This window comes from Microcoleus sp. A6-C6 (assembly GCF_036705955.1).
Lineage (GTDB): Bacteria > Cyanobacteriota > Cyanobacteriia > Cyanobacteriales > Microcoleaceae > Microcoleus.
Map to the genome: position 1 here is coordinate 1 of NZ_JAUBVR010000109.1, position 15,246 is coordinate 15,246.

14 protein-coding genes and 2 pseudogenes are annotated in these 15,246 nt (G+C 45.1%); 7 read left to right on the top strand and 9 right to left on the bottom strand.

The annotated features are described in order from the left end of the window. From QUB52_RS26665 to QUB52_RS26685, 5 genes and pseudogenes are all read right to left on the bottom strand, one after another. Positions 1–512: pseudogene (locus QUB52_RS26665) on the bottom strand (RNA-guided endonuclease TnpB family protein); the annotation flags it as partial. A gap of 267 nt (positions 513–779) precedes the next feature. After that, positions 780–995: a hypothetical protein gene (locus tag QUB52_RS26670; protein WP_332975336.1), complete on the bottom strand. Its 216-nt coding sequence runs from the start codon at positions 993–995 to the stop codon at positions 780–782. Further along, positions 995–1,201, bottom strand: a complete 207-nt coding sequence (locus QUB52_RS26675) for a glycogen debranching protein (protein ID WP_265233075.1) — start codon at positions 1,199–1,201, stop codon at positions 995–997. The genes QUB52_RS26670 and QUB52_RS26675 overlap by 1 nt, the downstream gene beginning before the upstream one ends. Positions 1,202–1,315: 114 nt before the next feature. Further along, entirely contained in the window at positions 1,316–1,816 is a 501-nt protein-coding gene (locus tag QUB52_RS26680) for a GNAT family N-acetyltransferase (protein ID WP_265233074.1), read from the bottom strand. 398 nt (positions 1,817–2,214) lie between these two features. Then, on the bottom strand, positions 2,215–3,288 hold the full coding sequence (locus QUB52_RS26685) for an RNA polymerase sigma factor, RpoD/SigA family (protein ID WP_265233073.1): 1,074 nt from the start codon (positions 3,286–3,288) through the stop codon (positions 2,215–2,217). Positions 3,289–3,546: 258 nt separating this feature from the next. Here QUB52_RS26685 and QUB52_RS26690 point away from each other — a divergent pair. Next, a pseudogene (locus QUB52_RS26690) lies at positions 3,547–4,758 on the top strand (RNA-guided endonuclease InsQ/TnpB family protein). A gap of 11 nt (positions 4,759–4,769) precedes the next feature. Here the strand turns inward: QUB52_RS26690 and QUB52_RS26695 are convergent. From QUB52_RS26695 to patD, 3 genes are all read right to left on the bottom strand, one after another. Then, a complete protein-coding gene (locus QUB52_RS26695; protein ID WP_265233072.1) occupies positions 4,770–6,470 on the bottom strand; it encodes a dipeptide ABC transporter ATP-binding protein in 1,701 nt (566 codons plus the stop codon). Between the two features lie 427 nt (positions 6,471–6,897). Continuing rightward, a complete protein-coding gene (locus tag QUB52_RS26700; RefSeq protein ID WP_265233071.1) occupies positions 6,898–7,482 on the bottom strand; it encodes a TFIIB-type zinc ribbon-containing protein in 585 nt (194 codons plus the stop codon). 4 nt (positions 7,483–7,486) lie between these two features. Next, positions 7,487–7,927 carry a heterocyst frequency control protein PatD gene (patD, locus tag QUB52_RS26705; RefSeq protein ID WP_265233070.1) on the bottom strand — a complete coding sequence of 147 codons (441 nt, stop codon included), beginning with the start codon at positions 7,925–7,927 and terminating at the stop codon, positions 7,487–7,489. A gap of 453 nt (positions 7,928–8,380) precedes the next feature. On the opposite strand from patD, the gene QUB52_RS26710 reads away from it, so the two are divergent. Genes QUB52_RS26710 through QUB52_RS26720 form a run of 3 tightly spaced genes read left to right on the top strand, consistent with a single transcriptional unit; the run spans position 8,381 to position 11,231 of the window. After that, positions 8,381–10,654 (top strand): RelA/SpoT family protein, encoded by a 2,274-nt coding sequence (locus tag QUB52_RS26710; RefSeq protein WP_332975337.1) that lies wholly within the window; start codon positions 8,381–8,383, stop codon positions 10,652–10,654. Between the two features lie 15 nt (positions 10,655–10,669). Next, the gene (locus tag QUB52_RS26715; protein ID WP_332969067.1) at positions 10,670–10,987 is read left to right on the top strand and encodes a DUF6883 domain-containing protein; all 318 of its coding nucleotides are present in this window, start codon (positions 10,670–10,672) and stop codon (positions 10,985–10,987) included. A gap of 16 nt (positions 10,988–11,003) precedes the next feature. Beyond that, entirely contained in the window at positions 11,004–11,231 is a 228-nt protein-coding gene (locus QUB52_RS26720) for a DUF4926 domain-containing protein (protein ID WP_265233067.1), read from the top strand. Between the two features lie 92 nt (positions 11,232–11,323). Here QUB52_RS26720 and QUB52_RS26725 read toward each other — a convergent pair whose 3' ends face one another. After that, positions 11,324–12,244: a glycine betaine ABC transporter substrate-binding protein gene (locus QUB52_RS26725; protein WP_265233066.1), complete on the bottom strand. Its 921-nt coding sequence runs from the start codon at positions 12,242–12,244 to the stop codon at positions 11,324–11,326. 42 nt (positions 12,245–12,286) lie between these two features. On the opposite strand from QUB52_RS26725, the gene QUB52_RS26730 reads away from it, so the two are divergent. The 3 genes from QUB52_RS26730 (at position 12,287) to QUB52_RS26740 (ending at position 15,216) form a co-directional block, all read left to right on the top strand. Further along, on the top strand, positions 12,287–13,654 hold the full coding sequence (locus tag QUB52_RS26730) for an aldehyde dehydrogenase (RefSeq protein WP_332975338.1): 1,368 nt from the start codon (positions 12,287–12,289) through the stop codon (positions 13,652–13,654). A 115-nt stretch (positions 13,655–13,769) separates the two neighbouring features. After that, positions 13,770–14,090: a nucleotidyltransferase domain-containing protein gene (locus QUB52_RS26735; RefSeq protein ID WP_265233064.1), complete on the top strand. Its 321-nt coding sequence runs from the start codon at positions 13,770–13,772 to the stop codon at positions 14,088–14,090. Positions 14,091–14,472: 382 nt separating this feature from the next. Further along, on the top strand, positions 14,473–15,216 hold the full coding sequence (locus QUB52_RS26740) for a Uma2 family endonuclease (RefSeq protein WP_332975339.1): 744 nt from the start codon (positions 14,473–14,475) through the stop codon (positions 15,214–15,216). Positions 15,217–15,246 lie beyond the last annotated feature (30 nt).

Here is a 15,246-nt window from a genome sequence, read left to right on the forward strand (position 1 = left end):
ACTGTGTAAACAACTTCAATAACATAATGGTCAAGCTTGGGGACAATCCTTATTTGGTCTACATTTTTAGCTTGAGTAGCCAACTCAATATTAGTCTGAGATAGTTTAACACTCCCTTTAGTCAAAGCAGGTTTTGATATTGCATCTATCGGATAAATTACAACATTTCTACCATGCTCTTTATGCTTGTATCCTGGTATTTTCGGTTTGCCAAGATATTTTTCAGGGTATTTTGACCAATCTTTAAGTGCAGTTAACCATCCTTTCCAAGCCTCAGCAACTCTACGAACAATCTGTTTGCTAACTTTTGTTGGTAGATACCTATAAGCTTCTAAGTTCTTAGTCTGGTGATAAATATTGATGGAGTTGTAATACTTTTTATTGACAAAAAAATATTGGCGCTGGATGTAGTTAGCAGAGTTGTATAGATGTTTTGATTGTAATGCTAAGTGGTCGCATTCTTTCCAAAATCTATGCTGTCTGTTAATTACGTGTTTTTCTACTAACTGCATTTGACTCGACATGAGTAAATGTATTGTCCTTCGTATTATATACGACTTCCTGCTGTCAAGATGGCAGGTAAAAAAAATTATAATGAGTCCAAATGCACCATTCCCATAACGCAAGACGCCCGCATCTGTAATCCAATGGCACAGAGCCAAAAACAAATTGAACTAGGGGCAAATAGTCTGGGGTGATGCGATCGCAACGAATGGCGCGGACAAAGCTACCCAAATAGTAAAGGATGGGTAGCTTTGTCCATAAATTAAGTTACAGTTTCAAACCCGTTTGAGAAATCCGAATTTGTCGTTAGCGGAGCCCTCGCAGACGAGGACTCCGCTAACGAAGAGGATCGCACTTGCACGGTTTTTCGCCCTAGCGTGTCCGCCGCACTGCGGGCCCGAAAATCTGCCAACAGACGCGCCACATTTTCCTGCCGTTTTCCTAGACTCGAAACACGGCGAGACTAAATCTGCTGATTGACTTGCACTCATCAATTCAATTTCAAAGCATTAACAGGCACATCATCCCAAGAACTAACAGTCCGCAACGTAGCAACCCAGCCCTGCTGTTTTTGCTCGGCCGTCAAATTCTGCTCAAAAGATGCGTGGCATTCCTTTGCTTGAGTCTCATCGCAACAAGCTATACAAGAATAAAGAATGCCCGACGGATCGATTTGCTCGTTTACCCAAATAATCACGATCTACTCTCTCAATCAAAATCTACTATCACTTAAATTTTCCTATATTTTTGGCAATTATTTACTTGATTTCTGAGTCTGCTTGGAGTGGACTTCGTTTGTATAGTCACGACTTCAATCGCCGACTCTTATCTTCGAGGCCAAAGTCGCCAAAGACTCGCCCGCAACCCGGCAAATGCGCCAATCGGGCATCACATCAGCACCGATACCCTGGTAAAATCCGATCGCCAATTCATTCCAATCCAAAACACTCCACTCCAAACGCCCGCAACCTCTTTCCACTGTCAACTGCGCCAAATAAACAATCAAAGACTTACCAATTCCCCGCCCGCGAAACTCAGGAAGCACAAACAAATCCTCCAAATAAATCCCCGGCTGAGTCAAAAAAGTAGAATAATTGTAAAAAAACAGTGCCCAGCCCACAATTCGACCTTCGCATTCTGCTAAAATCGCTTCAGCAAAAGGGCGCGAACCAAACAAATGATTTTCCAAATCTACCGCATTACCTGTTACCGCGTGAGATAACTTTTCGTACTCAGCTAAAGCCTTAATCAAATCAAACAGCACCGGCACATCGGCGCGGGTAGCTGGGCGCAAAATCACCTCATCAGACATAAATCAATAACTAATAAGCGACAATCAACAATTAAATATAACAGAAGTCAGAAGTCAATAGTCAGTAGTCAGTAGTCAGTAGTCAGTAGTCAGTAGTCATTAGTCATTAGTCATCTTGCCCTCCGAGCGACTTGCCCCGATCGTAGCCGAGGGGAGCCGAAGGGTGGTCATTAGTTATTAGTCATTTTACTCGTTACCAGGCAGGAGCCTGGTAACGTAGATTCAGAGGCTCTACCTCGTTTGGGACAATGGAGGCAGAGCCTCTAGATATCGATTCCCAGGCATGAGCCTGGGAACCAATTAAACCCGCGGAGGCGGGTTTTGTTTGTTTAGACGCGAATTCCATTCGCCGTCCGATATTTAAGACTTTTCAAAATGCAAACTCAATGTTTTCGAGCTTATTTCAACCAGCCCTTTAATCGTTCCGTCACTTGAGGGCGGCGCAGCTTTCGCATTGCCTTATTTTGAATTTGACGGACTCGTTCGCGGGACAAATTGAACAAACTGCTGACCTCTTCTAAAGTGTAAGGTTCGCCAGTTATCAAACCGTAACGCATAGCAACAATCTCTTTTTCCCGCTCAGTCAAAATATTATCTAACACCTCCAAAATATCTTGGCGCATCATCATCTCATTCATCTGAGCTTCTGGAGATTGGGTCGAGTTATCTTCAATAACATCCAAAAGTTCCGAACTTTCTTCCGAGCCGATACGGTGGTTGAGAGACAAAGATTGCCGACGTACTTGCTGGAGGTAACGAAGTTGTTCGGAAGTTACTTCCATTTCTTTAGCAAGTTCAGTTTCAGTGGGATTGCGTTGAAGAGAACGCTTCAAATCCCGATAAACTCTTTTGAGTTTATTTAACTGTTCGACAATATGAACCGGCAACCGAATTGTCCGCCCTTGATTGGCAATTGTCCGGGTAATTCCTTGGCGAATCCACCAATAGGCATAGGTAGAAAACTTATAACCCTTCTCAGGATCGAACTTTTCGGCGGCTCGATTCAAACCTAAAGCTCCTTCCTGAATTAAATCTAGAAAAGGTACGCCCCGATTGAGATAGCGTTTGGCAATTGAAACCACCAAGCGCAAATTTGAGCTGATCATTTTCCGTTTCGCCGACTGACACTGGTGGCGAAGCTGTTGCAGTTGAGTTTCGCTCACTCCCAAAGCCGACGCGAGTTCAGCTTTTGTTGGCATTCTGTCCAATTCCTGCTTTAAACGCTCTTCTAGTTCCTGAAGGGCTACCAATTCTTGAACGCGGCGTGCCAACTCCACCTCTTCGGTGGCACTCAGTAGAGGATAGCGAGCCATTTCTTTGAACAAAGCTCCCACGGGATCGTCGGCAGACCAACTGTTGTATGCTGACGCTCTACTTACCGTCGGACGATCGATCTCGGTGTCCTCATCCTCTGCGATTGCGAGTGAGGCTTCGGATTCCACCGCAAAACTGCCTAGGTCAGATTTTGCCATATAGTGTTTGGTGTCCGTGGGATGATTTGAAAACTATGCCTTCACTTTAACCAATTTAACCAGAAATTTCCGAAATCCATCTAGAAGTTCGTGGCTGATATCAGATTGCGCCAATTTTATCAATAAATTGGGTTTAAAACCCCGTCATTCTAGGACGGCTTGTTTTTTAAGCTTACGACATAAGTAAATATTTGCAACAAAACCAAAAATCTTAGTCTGGTACAGCTAGCATAAGAATATAGTGATGAGGTCGAGGTCATGCTAGTTTTTGAATTTAAAGCATACCGGAAACCAGAGCAATTTAACGCGGTTAATGAAGCAATTAGAACAGTGCAGTTCATCCGCAACAAAGCGTTGCGATTTTGGATGGACAACAAAAAGGTTGACAAATTTGACCGGAATAAATATAGTGCTGTTTTAGCTAAAGAATTTCCGTTTTGCGATCAATTAAACAGCATGGCTCGGCAGTCTAGCGCCGAAAGAGCATGGTCTGCGATCTCCCGATTCTACGACAATTGTAAAAAGAAGATTGCTGGCAAGAAAGGATTTCCGCAATTTCAAAAAGACAACCGCTCAGTTGAATATAAAACTAGCGGTTGGAAATTGGCGTCAGATCGAAAATAGATCACCTTTACAGATAAAAATGGCATCGGGAGACTCAAGCTAAAAGGGACACGGGATTTGCATTTTTACTCATGTACTCAAATTAAACGAGTCAGATTGGTAAAGCGTGCAGACGGGTATTACGTCCAATTCTGTATTCAGGCTGACCGCTCCGAAGTGATTGAAGTCACAGGTAGTGCCATCGGATTAGACGTGGGGCTGAAAGAATTCTACACCGATTCCAAAGGTATTGCTGTTGAAAACCCACGATTTCTTGCCAAAGGAGAGCGTAAATTAAACAAAGCCCATAGACGTGTTTCAAAGCGCGTTAAAGGCTCTAAGAATAGAGGTCAAGCTAGGGTGATTCTAGGGAAGCGCCACCTCAAAATAAGTAGGCAACGTAGAGACCATGCTGTGAAATTAGCACGGTGCGTAATCCAGTCTAACGACTGTGTAGCTTACGAAGATTTGAGGATTAAAAATATGGTGAAGAATCACTGTCTGGCTAAATCAATTAACGACGCTTCTTGGTATCAGTTCCGAGTCTGGCTGGAGTATTTCGGTAAAGTATTCGGAAGAATTACGATCGCCGTAATACCCAACGGGACAAGCCAGGAATGCTATAGCTGTGGAACGATTGTGAAGAAAAGTCTATCAACACGAACTCACGCTTGTAAATGTGGATGTGTGATGGACAGAGATTGGAATGCAGCTAGAGTCATCTTCGGTCGAGGATTAAGTACGGTAGAGCATACCGGAACTTGGGGTAATACCCTAAACGCTTGTGGAGAAATGACCGCTACCGATGTTGAAGCAATTCTGCATCGGCAAGTCAATTCTGTGAATCAAGAATCCCCATGCCTTTAGGCTGGGGAGTGTCAATGAGTTCGAGCCAATAAAGGAGCTGCCTGCAATAACTGCTGAGTATAAGGGTGCTGCGGATTAGTAAAAATATCCCTAGTCTTCCCGATTTCGACAATTTTTCCGGCATTCATTACCGCAATGCGATCGCAAAAAAACCTCGCCACCCACAAATCGTGCGTAATAAACAGATAAGTCAAATTAAATTCCTGCTTCAACTCCAACATCAGTTCTAATACTTGAGTCTGCACGCTAGCATCCAGCATACTCACCGGTTCATCGCAAATAATCAGTTGCGGCCGAGTAATCAAAGCCCGCGCGATCGAAACCCGCTGCTGTTGTCCGCCTGAAAGTTCCCCCGGATAGCGACGAAAGAAATCCTCCCCAGGAGTCAAACCCACCCGCTCTAACATTTGGATTACTTGTTTTTTAGCTTCCTCTGCATTAGCTAATTTGTGAATAAACAAAGGGTCAGCAATACTTTGTCCCACAGTCATCATCGGATTCAAGCAAGCGTGGGGGTCTTGAAATATCATTTGCATTTGACGGCGGTGCTTCCTGACAGCATCGCGCCCCAGGGCAGTGATATCTATTCCTTGAAATTCCACTTTGCCGCCAGTAGGGGGAATTAGCTGCAAAATCGATCGCGATAACGTACTTTTGCCGCAGCCGGACTCCCCTACCAGCCCTAGGATTTCCCCCCGTTCTAGCTCTAAGCTAACCCCATCTACAGCTTTAATTACCTGGCGATTCCTCGAAAATAATTGGTCTAATAAATTGCTTTCTAAACTGTAGTGCTGCTGCAAATTCGTCACTGTCAACAGAGGCGAATTTGACTGCGATTGAACCTGATAATTTTCTCGTTCCCCTCTTCCTTCTTCCTTCTGCCCTCTTCCTTCTTCCTTCTGCCCTCTTCCTTCTTCCTTCTGAATGTGCAAAGCTGCTTTGAGGAGCGATCGAGTATATTCGTGTTGCGGGCGTTCAAACACATCCAGCACCGGCCCAGTTTCCACGACTTTACCGCCGTACATCACCGCAATGCGATCGCAATACTCAGCCACCATCGCCAAATCGTGAGAAATTAGCAAAATAGCCGTTCCCCGTTCCGCGCAGAGTCTCGTTAATTCCTGCAAAATCTGGGCGGCGACAGTTACATCCAAACTCGTCGTCGGTTCATCCGCCACAATTAATTTCGGATCGAGCAAAAGAGCCAAAGCAATCGCCACTCTTTGGCGCATCCCGCCGCTAAATTCGTGGGGAAATTGTGACCAGCGAGAGGCGGGAATTTTCACAGCTTCCAAAATCTCGATCGCCCGTTTCTTCGCTTGCTTGCGATCCAAATTCGGTATGTGAGCTTGCAAAGTCTCAATGCAGTGTTCTCCCACAGTCATCAAAGGATCGAGACGAGTCATCGGATCTTGAAAAATCAACCCCACAGCTTCGCCCCGAAACCGTCTCAGCCGCGAAGCATTCATCTCAAACACCGACTCACCCGCAAAACCAACCCGCCCCTCAATCAGCGTCGAATCCGGCAACAACCGCATCGCCGCCCTTCCCAAAGTTGACTTACCGCAGCCAGACTCCCCAACCAATCCCAGTTTTTCCCCTGCTTCCAGCGTCAGGGAAACGCCGTCAACCGCCCAACCGGATTGGCCCCGCCGCTGAGGATAAGCTACTCGCAAATTTTCAACGGAAAACAAAGAATAGTCATTAGTCATTAGTCATTAGTCCTTAGTCTGTTGTCTGTCAACAGTTAACTGTTGACAGTTAACTGTTAACTGTTGTTATTTGTTATTTGTTATTTGTTATTTGTCAATATACTGACGGTTAGTTGTTAGCTATTAGTATTCTTCAGGACTTATTAGTTATTGGCAAGAGACCGATATGCTGTTTTTAAATACCAATATAAATTGCTACAAACAAAGATTTTATCACTACATCATTAAGCTGTTCTGCACTTAAATTGTATGTCAAAAATCAATAAAACTCTTGTGGGACGTTGCTCTGAGCAGCGTCCAGAATTTCCAGTTTAAATGCGCAACAGCTTAACCGACCAACCGCTTACTAACAACAGTGAACAGTCAACCGTTAACAGTCAACCGTCAACTGTCAACTGTCAACTGACAACTGTCAACTGTCAACTGACTAAATTTCCCTTCGCTTCAACTCAGCTCTCCGCAGTATATAAGTTGCCGCACAATCAGCGTGGGGATGATCTGCTAAAACTTCCGCAAGTTCCAACACATATCCGGCGATATCTGGCCCCAGCTTCTCCGTCAGCACTTGACGCTCGCGAGAGGCGAGCTCTTGCACGCGGGCCTTTGCTTGCCAGTTGGGAGAAAACATCTTGTCAATCTCGGTATGGAATCCTAGACTTTCGAGAATGTCCCACTCGCCGTTGTCGCACCAAATTCCCCCGCACAGCATACAGCGCTCTATGTAAAAGGGCACTCTGCTAAACGGAACTTTCGCCCGCGACAAATAGTGACCGTCTTCGGGACACAGTGCTGCTTTGCTGTCGTAGGGAGATGGCGTGAATTCTATGCCGAGAGTCCCTGTCGCCTCAGGTTTCTCGGATTTGTTGTACCACTGGCTCTGCTCTTTCTGCCAAGCTTCGTATTCTCTGCCTGGAATCCAGATACCGTAACAGTTGGGACACCACTGCACCGACATACTGCCGGCTAAGGTGCCTCCTTCTAAGTTGGGATGTTTACATTTTGGACATTCCACCGCTTTATTTCTCCTTGCCTTCTTTATTCCCTGTTAATTCAGTTATTAATTCTGCATCTGGACGGGCCCGCTCAGCACCAGAATTTTTTTGCAGCACCGCACCGCAGTAGCCAATTAGCGTGTTGATTCGCGAATTAGCTGCACTTTGCCTCGCCTCTGCTGTCGCTGGCTGCTTCGCAGCTTGCAAAAACGTGACATCTGTCCCCAATAACCGCAGTTGCTTGTGAATTTCCGTCAAATAGGACTGCTCTGGGGGTGTGTCTGAGGTGTCTAACTCGCCGCTGGGGGCTCTCATAATTTGGTTCCCGAAAAATTGTTGCACTTTTCTGTATTCGATCGCCAGCGCTGCTCGATCGAGATTATCTTGTGCAGCAGTTCTTTGTAGCTGTTCGAGTGCTTGCTGTAATTCTTGGTAGCACTGGCGGCGGTCTTCGGACAATATCATGTTTTGTAAACAAATTTTTCTTTATAATCAAAGTAGATTCTTGCTTAAGCTTTGCTCATATTAAGGGAAGCCGTGCATTTTTGCAGCAATTCCCGGTTTTCTGAGAAAATTTCATCACTGGCAGCCCTGACTCGATCGCTCTGGCTTCTGCTTTTAGTTTAGCGTTTGCCGTGAATGCCGATCGCCCGCTACGTCCACTGCTACCGCCAAAATATCCTTATTTTACCCGATCGACCGATCGCAGTGGCGGTAGTGGAGTCAATATATTTTCCTACCTGCGACGGGGGGCAGATCCCCATTAGATAGATATAGTTAACAAAAAAATCGACTATTTTTTGGGATTGCAAATTGTGGCATTCAATTAGTTTAGTATAACTAAACACATAATTTTGGCAATTCAAGCAAAAACCAGCTTTTAACCATTTGTATTTCTAAGTTTTAAAGGTGTACCCCATGAACGCGAACACTCTAACTCCCTCTCCTTCGATCGATCCTGCTGTAGTTCCCGATTGGCTGCAAGAATGCCTGAATTCTCGATCGCCCGTAGAAGTAGACCCCAAATCCAGTTGTCCGACTAGCAACAGCTTAATTTGTCGAGCCTTTGAATTTGCCCGCGACTTGCACGAAGGACAGTACCGCAAATCTGGAGAACCTTATATTTGCCATCCCGTAGCTGTAGCTGGAATACTCCGGTATATGGGCGGCAACAGCGTGATGATTGCCGCCGGTTTCCTCCATGACATCGTGGAAGATACAGATATTAGTCTCGAAGAAATAGAACAGCGGTTCGGCGCGGAAGTACGACAATTAGTCGAAGGTGTCACCAAGCTTTCTAAGTTTAATTTTTCCAGCAAAACAGAGCGCCTTGCCGAAAATTTCCGCCGAATGTTTCTCGCAATGGCTAAAGATATTCGCGTGATTGTTGTCAAACTAGCAGACAGACTGCACAACATGAGGACTTTGGAGCATTTGTCCGAAGAAAAGCAGCGCACCATTGCCCTAGAAACCCGAGATATTTTTGCTCCCCTGGCGAACCGTTTGGGTATCGGACGCTTTAAGTGGGAATTGGAAGATTTAGCGTTTAAATACCTGGAACCGGAAGCTTACCGCGAAATTCAGGACTTGGTGGCAGTCAAGCGAGCCGATCGAGAAACTCAACTCGCAGAAGTCACAGATAGTTTGCGAGAAAGACTTGACAGTTTAGGCATTAAATGCTACGAAGTCAGCGGCCGTCCCAAACATTTGTACGGGATTTATGGGAAGATGCAGCGCCGCCAAAAAGGGTTCAACCAAGTGTACGATATGGCTGCGGTGCGGATCATAGTAGAAACTAATGATGACTGTTATCGGGCTTTGGCGATCGTCCACGATTCATTCCGTCCAATTCCCGGCCGCTTCAAAGATTATATCGGTTTACCAAAAGCCAACCGCTATCAATCTTTGCACACCGGAGTAATCGGCACCAGCGGGCGCCCCATCGAAGTACAAATTCGCACCGTAGCAATGCACCACATTGCCGAATACGGCATCGCCGCCCACTGGAAATACAAAGAAACCGGCGGTTCCAACACCACAGTCACCGGCGACGACGAAAAATTTACCTGGCTGCGACAACTCCTAGAATGGCAAACCGATCTCAAAGACGATCGCGAATATTTACAAAGCATTAAAGACAACTTATTCGACGAAGATATCTATGTTTTCACTCCTAACGGAGACGTGATTGCACTCAACAGCGGATCAACACCCGTAGATTTTGCTTACCGCATTCACACAGAAATTGGCAATCACTGCACCGGCGCCAGAGTCAACGGGCGAATGGTGACACTAGACAAGGTTTTAAAGAATGGCGACATTGTAGAAATCTTGAACCAAAAAAACGGCCATCCCAGCTCAGACTGGCTGAATTTTGTCAAGACAAACGGAGCAAAAAACCGAATTCGGCAGTGGTTAAAGCGATCGCACCGAGATGAAAACCTCGCTCGCGGGCGGGAATTGCTCGAAAAAGAATTAGGCAAAAACGGCTTAGAATCCTTGCTAAAATCCGAGCCCATGCAATCAGTAGCTCACCGCTGCAACTACCACAGCGTCGAAGACTTAATCGCAGGTTTGGGCTACGGCGAAGTCACCCTAAACCTCGTAGTAAATCGCCTGCGAGATTTAGTAAAAGTGCAGCAAAAAATAGAAGCCGCACCGGGAGGAACCCACGAATTGCCGCAGCTAATACCGGCATCGACTGCACCGAAACCCGTACCGAGTTCATCTCCGAGCAAATCGCCGATCGCAGGTGTAGAAGGATTGCTCTACCATATAGCAGGCTGTTGTTGTCCAATTCCCGGAGAAGCAATTATTGGAGTTGTGACTCGCCTGCGCGGAATTTCGATTCATCGCCAAGGCTGTTCAAATGTTGAGAATGTGCCTGGAGACAAGTTAGTTCCCGTGAGTTGGAATTCCAGCAACCGCAATGAATCTCGCCCCAATACTTATCCGGTTAACATTCAAGTTGAAGCCCTCGATCGAGTGGGAGTTCTCAATGATGTATTATCGCATTTGAAGGACAACAAAGTGAACGTCCGCAGCGCTCAAGTCAAAACATATCCTGGATTGCCGGCATTAATTGACTTGTGCATGGATATCCAGGATAAAGAACAGTTTGAGCGGACTTGTATGCAGATTAAAAATATGAGCGATATTTTAAATTTGCGGAGGCTGAGCGAAGGAACTTAAGAGAAAATTCACCGCATGGCACAACTTAGCCTTAACTCCGTGATTCCTTCAGAAAAGCTGACGAACTATTTATTGATCCGGCTTCCTAAAGATGACAAATCTCAGTTTCTCGCTCGGGGTGGTTACAATCTAGAAAACTGGCAGCAGTTTGAGCGAGATTTGAGAGTCCAGATACTTTCATTGGAAGCGGAGCCAATGGAAAACACAAAATACGGTCAAAAGTACATGATTCGAGGTAGTTTAACAGGGCCAAACGGTAGAACTTTACAAGTCAAAACCGTTTGGATAGTCACTTTATCCGAAACGAGATTTGTTACATTAGTTCCTGATTAACAAGAGGTAATCCGCCATGAAATTTGGACTTTTTTCACAAGTAGCATTGCGCGAAGACATCCCCAATTACAATCTAAAAAAAGGTGCTGTAGCAACTATTGTTGAGCATTACCCGATGCCGGAAGGTCAAGAAGACGGTTATAGTTTAGAGGGTTTCAATGTCGAAGCAATTACAGTTGAAGTTGCCGAGTCCCAGATTGAATCAATAAAAGCTCCTGTTTTGCAGCTTGGCAAATTAAGCTAACGCCGACATCCGCGAGAAGTATTTGTGTGTGTGTGCGCTGCATACCTTACCATACGTAGCGTGTCAAACCACTTTTTGCATAATTCCTCCCCTTATTTCGCCGGAGTCGCAGGCTTTGACTCGCCCAACTTTTGCTGCAAAAACTGCCGCGCCACTTGGGCGGCATCCTCCTGTTTTCCATCAACTTGATAGTTGAGTTTTCGCATATCTTCCTCGGAGATTTTGCCGCCCAACTCTGCGAGCACTGGGCGCAATTCTGGGTATTTCTCCAAAATTTGCGATCGCATAACCGGAACAGCTTCGTAGGGCGGAAAATAGTTCTTGTCATCTTTCAGGACTACTAAACCCAAACTTTGAATCAAACCATCCGTCGTATTACCGGCAATCACATCTACTTCTTTTTGTTGCAGCGCTTGATAAAGCAATCCTAACAGCAACTCCTTCGGTTCTTCGGCAAACTTAATCCCGTAAGTTTTAGCTAATCCGGGAAATCCATCTTCTCTCTCTTTGAATTCCGGGCCGAAACCCGCGCGCAATTTTGGTGCAGCTTTTCCTAGTTGGGATAGAGTTTGCAAGTTGAGTTTTTTGGCATCGTCTCCGCGCATAATAATCGCAAAACCGTTATTAAATCCCAGCGGTTCAGTCAATTCTGCTTGAAACTGTTTGGGATATTCTTGTTTGAGGTAATCGAGGACTTTCTTGGGGTCAGAAATCGGCTTTTGTTTGAGAATGTTGGTAAAACCTGTGCCCGTATATTCGACGTACAAGTCGATTTTACCCGTTGCTAGGGATTGATGGCAAAGCGAGCCTCCGAGGTTGAGTTTGCGTTCTACTTTGATATCTGTTTTGGTTTCGATGTGAATAGCTAAAATTTCTGCTAAGATGACTTGTTCTGTAAAGTCTTTCGAGCAAATAACAATTTGTTTTTGAGAAGTAGAATTGCAGCTTGTGACTGCAAACAAGCAAAGTAATGATAAGCAGGAAGATAAAAAATGGCTTTTTGATATTTTCATTTTTTTATTGTAACATTTATATATATAGATTCAGGAGAAAATATGCTATTGAGTGTCAGCGATATTATCCGCCAGCAGCGACAATTTTTTGCGACTGGAAAAACTAAAGATGTGGATTTTCGGATCGAACAACTCAAGCATCTCAAAAGTGCGATCGTCTCCAATCAATCACGGATTGTCGATGCTGTCAAGGCTGATTTGAACAGGCCGGAGTATGAGGCTTATTTTGAAATTGCATCGATCGCAGAAGTTAATTATGCGATCAAAAACGTGAAATCGTGGGCCAAGCCCAAAAAAGTGCCGACATCGATCGATCAATTCCCCGCATCAGCCCGCATTTACCCTGAACCTCTGGGCGTAGTTTTAATCATCGGGCCCTGGAATTACCCATTTCAGCTCATGATATCACCTTTGGTCGGGGCGATCGCCGCCGGCAACTGCGCCATCCTCAAACCCTCAGAAATCGCCTCGCACACCTCCGAAGTTGTCACCGACATGATTTCCAAAACCTTCGATCCCGCCTACATCGCAGCCATCGAAGGAGGAGTCGAAACCAGCCAACAATTATTAGCCGAAAAATTCGACCACATCTTCTTTACCGGAGGCACAAAAATCGGTAAAATAGTCATGGCAGCCGCCGCCAAACACCTCACACCTGTAACATTAGAATTGGGCGGCAAAAGTCCTTGCATTGTAGACTCAGATATTCAAGTTGAATACACGGCTAAACGGATTGCGTGGGGGAAATTCATCAATGCTGGTCAAACTTGTATCGCCCCAGATTACCTATTAGTTGATAAAAAAGTTAAACCCGCTTTAATGCAAGCAATTAAAGCAGCACTTCACGAATTTTATGGCGACGATCCACAGCAAAGTCCCGACTATTCCCGAATTATCAATCAGCATCATTTAGGACGTTTGACAGAGTTTATCAAAGACGGCGAAATTGTCGCGGGTGGCCAAACCAACGCCGAAGATAAATATATTGCCCCGACGGTAATCGACAAGGTTTCCTGGGATTCGCCAGTGATGCAGGATGAGATTTTTGGGCCGATTTTGCCAGTTTTGGAGTATGAAGAGCTCGGAGAGGCGATCGCCCAAATCAACGCCCGCCCCAAACCCCTAGCTTTGTATTTGTTTTCAAAAGATAAAGATAAACAAAAGCGAGTTTTGCGGGAAACTTCTTCCGGCGGAGTTTGCATCAACGACACGGTTATGCAAGTCGGAGTCACAACTTTACCTTTTGGCGGAGTTGGCGACAGCGGCACCGGCAGCTATCACGGAAAAGCCAGTTTTGACACTTTTTCACATCAAAAAAGTGTGCTGCAAAAGTCATTTTTACTTGACTTAAAATGGCGCTATGCTCCCTATCTAGGTAAGTTGGATTTGATTAAGAAAATTATCGGTTGAGCGATCGCACTTTTAGGGCGGGCTTAAGCAACATCTAAATAAAAATAAGATGGCCCTGTCATCCCGCCCAGATTATCATAGTATTGTCTAACATTGAACTTAATACACTGACAATATGAACGAGAATTTACCAGAAATTTTAGCAGAATTGCGTCACTACTTTAATGATTTGTACGGCGATAGACTTGTACAGTTAATCCTTTACGGTTCCCAAGCCAGAGGAGACGCACAACCAAATTCTGATATTGATATTTTGGTTGTTTTGAACGAACCTGTGAGTGCTGGCAAAGAAATCGCTCGCACCAGTGAATTTGTTGCCGCTTTGTGCTTAGATCGTACTGTAGTAATTTCTCGGACTTTCGCCTCCGCAGCACGTTTTCAGCAAGAGAAAAGTCCTTTCTTTCTAAATGTTCGCGGAGAAGGAGTACCGATTTGATCCCAGAACAAATTTCTCTTTTAACAAAAGCCAGTGAAAGCTTGCGGGCAACTAAGTTGTTAGCTGGAAGAAATAGGTTTGTAGTGCGGACTAAAGTCCGCATAATTTAATAAATAAATTAAACATCTACCACACTTCTTTCTTTCCACAAGCTGAGATGTAAAGAGAGGCAGAGCCTCCGGATCTGCATTGCCAGGCCAAGCCTGGTAACGAGTCAATAGCTTAAGTTATTAAATTTTCATTCTTTAGTCCGTAGAATTTAATGCGGACTAAAGTCCTCACTACAAACCTTTTGAATTTAACGAAATTAGATGCTGGGAAATCAGCCACCTGCTTCTGGTTGCTTGAGTTAAAATAATATCAACTATTCCCCAAAATGCTTATGTTTCCTAAATATCCCGTGCCTCAAACAGAACCGCCCCGATCGCCCAAAGAAACGCTCCCCACGATGTACGATCTACCTAGCGAAAATCCGGAGGAACCTGGTTTGCCCGACGAATTTCACGGCTTGCAACCGCAGTTGCTCAGCTATACCTTCCGCCCTTCCAGATATTCCGCTGCCCAAATATTTAGCGGGGCTGACATGAATCTTTACTACGACTCGCGTCACCCGCTTTGGTACAAGCGCCCGGATTGGTTTGGAGTTGTGGGAGTTTCCCGATTGTACGATGAAGTCGATATGCGGCTGAGTTATGTTGTTTGGCAAGAGGGTGTTAATCCTTTTGTGATTGTAGAATTGCTCTCGCCGGGAACAGAAAAGGAAGATTTGAGAGACGATCGGGAAAATGTACCGCCAGCATCCGCAGGCGTAGTGGATAATGGTCAAATAAGTCAGGAACAGAGTCAGGAAAAACCGCTCAGAAAATGGGAGGTTTACGAGCAAGTTTTGCGGATTCCTTATTATGTTGTTTTCAGCCGCTACACTAATCGATTGAGAGCTTTTAAATTGGATGGAGCTCGCTATGAAGAATTAGAACTTTCAGACTCGCGCCTGTGGATGCCTGAGATTGATTTAGGCTTGGGTTTGTGGCAAGGAGATTATCTGGGAGTCGATCGACTGTGGTTGCGCTGGTACGATATTGACAACTCCCCAGCCCTAAAGGGACGGGGATTCATAAGACCATAATTTAAGTCTTACAGGTGCTGACAAATCACC

Coding starts and splice junctions, on each gene's coding strand:
- QUB52_RS26695 (WP_265233072.1), bottom strand. CDS start 6,470: ATGACTAATGACTATTCTTTGTTTTCCGTTGAAAATTTGCGAGTAGCT.
- QUB52_RS26670 (WP_332975336.1), bottom strand. CDS start 995: ATGAGTGCAAGTCAATCAGCAGATTTAGTCTCGCCGTGTTTCGAGTCT.
- patD (WP_265233070.1), bottom strand. CDS start 7,927: ATGATATTGTCCGAAGACCGCCGCCAGTGCTACCAAGAATTACAGCAA.
- QUB52_RS26685 (WP_265233073.1), bottom strand. CDS start 3,288: ATGGCAAAATCTGACCTAGGCAGTTTTGCGGTGGAATCCGAAGCCTCA.
- QUB52_RS26715 (WP_332969067.1), top strand. CDS start 10,670: ATGGCACAACTTAGCCTTAACTCCGTGATTCCTTCAGAAAAGCTGACG.
- QUB52_RS26710 (WP_332975337.1), top strand. CDS start 8,381: ATGAACGCGAACACTCTAACTCCCTCTCCTTCGATCGATCCTGCTGTA.
- QUB52_RS26725 (WP_265233066.1), bottom strand. CDS start 12,244: ATGAAAATATCAAAAAGCCATTTTTTATCTTCCTGCTTATCATTACTT.
- QUB52_RS26720 (WP_265233067.1), top strand. CDS start 11,004: ATGAAATTTGGACTTTTTTCACAAGTAGCATTGCGCGAAGACATCCCC.
- QUB52_RS26680 (WP_265233074.1), bottom strand. CDS start 1,816: ATGTCTGATGAGGTGATTTTGCGCCCAGCTACCCGCGCCGATGTGCCG.
- QUB52_RS26740 (WP_332975339.1), top strand. CDS start 14,473: ATGTTTCCTAAATATCCCGTGCCTCAAACAGAACCGCCCCGATCGCCC.
- QUB52_RS26730 (WP_332975338.1), top strand. CDS start 12,287: ATGCTATTGAGTGTCAGCGATATTATCCGCCAGCAGCGACAATTTTTT.
- QUB52_RS26735 (WP_265233064.1), top strand. CDS start 13,770: ATGAACGAGAATTTACCAGAAATTTTAGCAGAATTGCGTCACTACTTT.